Here is a 4,106-nt window from a genome sequence, read left to right as displayed (position 1 = left end):
TGCTGTTCCGGAAAATGCGCAAGGTTCATGGTTCGGGTGGAAAATGGCGGCGTGGTCATAGGATGCCCTTTGCGACGAAAACCTGCAGTCGCGGGCATTATATCACCGGAACGCGCGCCTAAGCCAAGGCCTTAGCGTTTGCGCAAGAGCCAGACAAAGAAGCAGCCGCCAATCAGACCTGTCACAATGCCTATGGGCATATCCTCGGGCGCCATGATGGTCCGCGCTGCAATATCGGCCCACAAGACAAAGACACCGCCCAACAGTGCTGAAACCGGGATCAGCCGTTGATAGTCTCCGCCAACCAACAGTCGAGCGATATGCGGCATCATCAAGCCGACAAATCCAATCATGCCCGAGAAGGCCACCATCACACCGGTGATGAGCGCGCCGACCACAAAGACAGACAGGCGAAAGCGCACCACATTGAGGCCCAGCGTGGCTGCGGTCTCGTCGCCGATGGTCATTGCGTTCAGATCAGACGATCTGGCGTAAAGCCACGCCAGACAGGGCAACAGGATCACGAGCGGATAAATCAGATGCGTCCATTGTGCCAAGCCAAGACCGCCCAGCATCCAGAAAACCACGGTATGCGTGGCGCGCGGGTCGCCCAAAAAGATCAGGATATTTGCACCGGCCATGATGATGAAGGATATGGCGACTCCGGTCAGAACCAGCCGATCCGCGCTGGTGGCCGAGGCAAAGCTGGATACGGCCAGAACCAAAAGCGTCGCGGCCAAAGCGCCGGCAAACGCCAGCAAAGGCACAGTCAACAGGCCAAAGAATAACCCAGTGTGCAGCAAAGCAAGGATCGCGCCAAACGCACCACCCGAGGAAATCCCCAGCAAATGCGGGTCCGCTAGCGGGTTGCGAGTCACCGCCTGAAGTGATGCGCCAACGGCGGCAAGGCCCGCGCCGACCATCAAGGCCAAAAGCGCGCGGGGAAAGCGAATTTCCCAGACAATGGCGGTGCGCCCTTTGGACCAGGTGGTCTCGATCAGGTCGGGCGAAATCTTGTTCAGGACCACGCCCCAAACGGTGGTCGCAGGCACGGGAACCGCGCCTACGCTTACGGCAACTGTCACTGACGCGAGCATCAAAAGCGCTGCAAGACAGAGGTTGCGAGGCAAAGAACCGGCCCCGCGCAGGGGCCGGAATTTGCTGGCGTCAATGCGCTGCATTAGTTGCTCCAGAAGCCGTCAGCCAACTTCTTGACCGCTTTGATGTTGCGCGGACCGGGGGTCGCTTCAACATATTCCAGAGTCACGAAGCGGTCGTTTTTCACCGCGTCCAGATCCGCGAAAGCCGGGTTGTTCATCATGAAGGCACGCTTCTCTTCGGCGGTGACCGAGCCATAGTTCACGATTACAACAACCTCTGGGTTGCGCTCGACCACGGCTTCCCATGTCACCGTGCCCCAGCTTTTTTCAAAGTCGTTCATGATGTTGGTGCCGCCGGCAGCTTCGATCAATGCGGTTGGCATTGCGTAAAGACCGGCTGTGAATGGAGTGTCTTCGCCAGAGTCATAGACAAACACACGCAGCGGTTCATCCGCAGTTTCCAGCGATCCGGTAAAGGCCGCCAGTTCTGCTTTATAGCCGTCCACCAATGTGGCGGCCTTGTCTTTGACGTCAAAGATGGTGCCAAGGTTCAGCAGGTCGTTGTACATGTCGTCCATGCTGGCTTTGCCTTTTTCACTGATGTGAATGCAGCTTTCGGTCAGCTCATAGACGTCAATGCCAAACGGCGCGAGGGTTTCTGGTGTCACTTCGCCACCGACCTTCATGCCATAGTTCCAGCCCGCAAAGAAAAAGTCGGCATCCGCGCCAATGAGCACTTCTTTTGTTGGGTATTTGGCAGACAACTCAGGCAGTTGCTCGACGCCCGCGCGCATTTCTTCGTCCAGCGTTTTCCAGCCAGAGATGCCTGTATAGCCGACCATTTTGTCAGCTAGACCAAGCACCAGCATCATTTCTGTCAGGTTGACGTCATTAGAGATCGCTGCCTGCGGCACACCGTCAAAAGTGACCTCGCGATCGCAGCTTTGAACGGTGGTTTCTGCAAATGCCATCGAGGCGGCGCAAGACAGCCCCATGGCCAGTGAAGCAAGTTTCATGTTTGATCCTTTAAGAGTTTAATTGGAATGAGAAGTGGTTGATCTGGCTTTTGCTGAGCTGTTCGAGCTGAGCACTGACGCCAAAGGCGCTCGACACCAGAGTTTCAGTCAGAACCACTTTCGGAGGTCCGAATGCGATGTTGTGGCCGTCCTCCATGACCAGAATGTCGTCACAGTAAGATGCGGCCATATTCAGATCATGCAGCGAGACCACGACGGTGACGTCCATGGACTTTACAAGCTGCAAAAGCTCGAGCTGGTGCTGGATGTCCAGGTGGTTCGTCGGCTCGTCCAGAACCAGCAAGCGCGGGGCCTGGGCCAGGGCGCGGGCCATCATCACACGCTGACGTTCGCCGCCAGACAAGGTGCCGATCTGCCGGTCTGCGAGCGCGCTTAGATCGGCTTGCTCCATGACGGTTTCGATGATCTGCGCACAACTCCGGCCCGGCGAGGAAAACCCCAAACGGTGCGGCAACCGGCCCAGCGTAACGATGTCGCGCACGGTGAGGGCAAAGTCATTTGGCTGCTCTTGCAGAACCGCGGCGACGATCCGGGCTGCGGCCCGCGGGGCCATCGTCCAGATGTTCTGCCCGTCCACTTCGATCGTGCCCGTCGTCGGGGCCTGATAGCGATACAGCGTACGCAGCAGGGTTGATTTGCCTGCGCCATTCGCGCCAACGACCCCCAGAATTCGGCCGCAATCCAGCGTGAAACTGGTGGGGTGCAGGATGTTTGGTGCCTTCTTTGACGGGCGCCAGCTTAGATTTTTGACCTCTAGTCTTGCATGGCTCAATGGACGGCCTCCTCGGTCAGTTCCATTGCGATCATGCTGGCTGGGACGCGGGCCAAGGTGGACTTACGCAGCTTGCCGGGGCGGTCGACGGACGAGCACCAGCCGTCGTGCAGATAGGCATATTGCTTGGCGAAGTCGACAAGGTCATCGATGTCAGACGCCGGATCAATATCACCAAACAGATAGGTCGCCTTATGTGATCCATAATAGGCCACGGTGCAGGGATGATCACATCCCGCCATGCAGGCAACGCCCGAGATTTCAAAGTCTTCTGGGATCGCATCGCCCGCTTGTGCAATGGCCGTTCGCAGCTTGTCGATCAACTCGAAGCCAGGCTTGCAGGTCGTGCCTTTGTGTTTGCAGCTGGTGCAAACGGTGATCTTATGAGATGTCTTTTGGCCCATGTCGCCCTCCGCGCAAATGCGGGGCGATGAAGGAGCCAGAACTGAAAACGGCAAGTGCCGAGATATAGGTCATTTTAGCCACCATCCGAGCCACCCCGCCCGGGTTAAGTTTCACATTCGATGGCAGGTCTCCTGACTTACGGCTTGATCGATCTGTCCCTTCCCAACCCGTCTGGGTCAGTGGTTTGACAGAGCGCATACCGCTCACAGTTGCGGGGGCAGTCGCTGACTTGGCACGTGGTCTGTGCCGCACAGCGTTCCCTTTTCATCCCTTGTGCCGAAGCATGTCGGGAACCATCGCCTTTTTCGTGCCTGTCGCTTGCGAGTCTGTCAAGCCACCAGTGTTTGGGTTTGTGATTTTTTTCTTTGGGTCCGTGTCGTCGTGTGTCAGCGCCTTGTTGGTTGAGGTGCTGAGTGTTTGTGCGTTATAGTATTACATAACGCTCCTGACAAGTGACTCTTTTAGTTGGTTTTTTTGATATTGGATATTTCACGTAAGTATATGAAAATTTTAAATTTAAATTTCACAAGGGCCAAGGATTCTGCACAAGCATATAACTTACTTATTTGATAAGGTATTGCGCGTGGCTGATTCCTGAGTAAAACAATCGGTAAATTGATTCCAAGGACAAACCCCTATGAAACTCCTCTTTTCCAGCGCGATGGCGCTTTCTGTTTCCGTGGCCGGTGGTGCATATGCCGATACCGCGCGCGACGTCATCAATGGCTATAGCGATCTGGCCTTGGCCAAATACACAGACAGCCTTGAAACTGCGAAATTGCTGGATGCAGC

At 55.9% G+C, this 4,106-nt stretch carries 4 protein-coding genes and 1 riboswitch; all 4 genes read right to left on the bottom strand.

Annotated elements, in window-relative coordinates; genetic code table 11:
- Nucleotides 1–131: 131 nt before the first annotated feature.
- The 4 genes from ACEQWH_RS07630 to ACEQWH_RS07615 are packed head-to-tail and all read right to left on the bottom strand — an operon-like array spanning nt 132 to nt 3,313.
- Nucleotides 132–1,181: a FecCD family ABC transporter permease gene (locus tag ACEQWH_RS07630; protein ID WP_370229378.1), complete on the bottom strand. Its 1,050-nt coding sequence runs from the start codon at nt 1,179–1,181 to the stop codon at nt 132–134.
- Nucleotides 1,181–2,116 (bottom strand): ABC transporter substrate-binding protein, encoded by a 936-nt coding sequence (locus ACEQWH_RS07625; RefSeq protein WP_370229376.1) that lies wholly within the window; start codon nt 2,114–2,116, stop codon nt 1,181–1,183. Before ACEQWH_RS07625 ends, ACEQWH_RS07630 begins: the two co-directional genes overlap by 1 nt.
- 10 nt (nt 2,117–2,126) lie before the next feature.
- Nucleotides 2,127–2,909, bottom strand: a complete 783-nt coding sequence (locus ACEQWH_RS07620) for an ABC transporter ATP-binding protein (RefSeq protein ID WP_370229374.1) — start codon at nt 2,907–2,909, stop codon at nt 2,127–2,129.
- The gene (locus ACEQWH_RS07615) at nt 2,906–3,313 is read right to left on the bottom strand and encodes a DUF1636 family protein (protein ID WP_370229372.1); all 408 of its coding nucleotides are present in this window, start codon (nt 3,311–3,313) and stop codon (nt 2,906–2,908) included. The genes ACEQWH_RS07620 and ACEQWH_RS07615 overlap by 4 nt, the downstream gene beginning before the upstream one ends.
- Nucleotides 3,314–3,417: 104 nt before the next feature.
- Nucleotides 3,418–3,627, bottom strand: a riboswitch (cobalamin riboswitch).
- Nucleotides 3,628–4,106: the final 479 nt, after the last annotated feature.

Source organism: Cognatishimia sp. (assembly GCF_964229375.1).
Taxonomy (GTDB): Bacteria; Pseudomonadota; Alphaproteobacteria; order Rhodobacterales; family Rhodobacteraceae; genus Cognatishimia.
This window is presented reverse-complemented; position numbering and strand designations above follow the sequence as displayed.

Excerpts from the sequence above, each read along its gene's own strand:
- ACEQWH_RS07625 (WP_370229376.1), bottom strand. The coding sequence starts at position 2,116 with ATGAAACTTGCTTCACTGGCCATGGGGCTGTCTTGCGCCGCCTCGATG.
- ACEQWH_RS07630 (WP_370229378.1), bottom strand. The coding sequence starts at position 1,181 with ATGCAGCGCATTGACGCCAGCAAATTCCGGCCCCTGCGCGGGGCCGGT.
- ACEQWH_RS07615 (WP_370229372.1), bottom strand. The coding sequence starts at position 3,313 with ATGGGCCAAAAGACATCTCATAAGATCACCGTTTGCACCAGCTGCAAA.